This window comes from Mordavella massiliensis, assembly GCF_016901695.1.
GTDB classification, from domain to species: Bacteria; Bacillota; Clostridia; order Lachnospirales; family Lachnospiraceae; genus Claveliimonas; species Claveliimonas massiliensis_A.
This window is the reverse complement of the sequence record NZ_JACJKS010000046.1, coordinates 1-1,614: the sequence shown is the minus strand read 5'-3', so window position 1 is coordinate 1,614 and position 1,614 is coordinate 1. Positions and strand designations below refer to the sequence as shown.

The following is a 1,614-nucleotide window of genomic DNA, read 5'->3' as shown; positions in this document are numbered from 1 at the left end:
CCAATGTCATTAAGATAAGGATAATCATCTCAGAGTGAAAAGAGTGGAATATGTAGAAATGCATATTCTGCTTTTTTATATTAAAAATCAAAAAACACTTGACAAATACAGTAAAATTTGCGGCGAAGCCCCTTGATTAAAGGAGGTAACGCAAATGAAGCTAACTGCAGATGATCTGAAAAAATGTTTAAATGAGTGTATTTCAGAAATTGTATTTCACCATAACGAATTTTCTTTAGTTCCAAAAGCTTTTTCCAGAACACGAAAATGGCCATTAGACAAACTAATTCATTTTATTCTTTCTTTCGGAAGCCAGTCGTTAGGAACGGAAATACTTGAATATTTTCAATTTCAAGACGGCTTTCCTTCAGTATCTTCTTTGGTTCAACAACGAAAGAAGCTGTCCTTTCAAGCTATGGAGAATCTCTTTAAATTATTTTATAACCGAACAGAATCTGATCCGGTTTTGTTTAAAGGTTATCGAATTGCTGCAATAGATGGCAGCGAACTTCCTTTGCCGTATAACCCAAATGAAGAAAACGTAATCGGAGAGAATCATCATTCCACCTTGTATCTAAACAGTCTGTATGACGTATGTGGTAAAATTTTTATGGACAGCGTCATTCAACATGGAAAAGAAAGGAACGAAACAGATGCAGCATGCATTATGGTTGACAGAATTTCTGAAAAATATCCGGTCATTATCATGGCTGACCGGGGATACGAGAATTATAATCTGTTTGCCCATATAGAGGAAAGACTTTTTGATTATGTAATTAGAATCAGAGATCTGGGAGCAATCAGAACTATGGCATCTGGATTTGATTTCCCAGCAGATGGTCCGTTTGATCTGATGCGAGATGTAGTAATAACGAGACATTCAACTGGTCCATGCATAGTGAATCGTATTAAATACAAATATTTCAGCAAAACCGCTCGATTTGATTATATAAAAGATAGTAAATCGAATGATTATGAACTAACCATCCGATTTGTACGGTTTCAATTGGAAAACGGTAGTTATGAACTGATTGCTACGAGTCTTTCAGAAGATGAATTTTCAGCCGAGGAATTAAAAAAGCTTTACCAATTGCGCTGGAATATAGAAGTAGGGTTTAGAGAAGCAAAATATATTTTAGGTATGGAAGCTTTCCATTCAAAGCAAGAGAATTCTATTTGTCAGGAAATTTATTCAAGAATTATTATGTATAATTTTAGTATGTTGATTACTCTGGGAACAAAAATTCCCGAAAAGGAGCGAAAACATCAGCACCAGATTAATTTTTCAAGGGCAGTCCGAATCTGTATTGCGTTTTTCAAGCAAACAGAAAACGGACCACCAATTGATGTCGAAGCCACCATAGTAAAGTTCTTATTACCCATAAGATCCAACCGCTCCCGACCAAGAGATACTGTTAGTGCATGTGTGGTTTCGTTCAATTATAGATTAGCATGATTCTAATAAAAATCAATCTATTTTTACTCCTTTATAACAAAGGAGTTTTTCCCATGTCTAACTTTCTGTAAAAAAGAGAAGTTCCGAAGAATGATACATTTTTATATCAGTTCTTCGGAACTATGGGTTTGTTCCAATGTTATCTTAATGACATTGGG

Annotated in this window: 1 protein-coding gene; it reads left to right on the top strand. The window is 34.9% G+C overall.

From position 1 onward, the window contains the following. Positions 1-154: 154 nt before the first annotated feature. Positions 155-1,456 carry an IS4 family transposase gene (locus tag H6A20_RS12990; protein WP_204907522.1) on the top strand — a complete coding sequence of 434 codons (1,302 nt, stop codon included), beginning with the start codon at positions 155-157 and terminating at the stop codon, positions 1,454-1,456. The last annotated feature ends 158 nt before the right edge of the window (positions 1,457-1,614 follow it).

Bases quoted from the DNA above. Each gene is read 5' to 3' on its own strand.
- H6A20_RS12990 (WP_204907522.1), top strand. From the start codon at position 155: ATGAAGCTAACTGCAGATGATCTGAAAAAATGTTTAAATGAGTGTATT.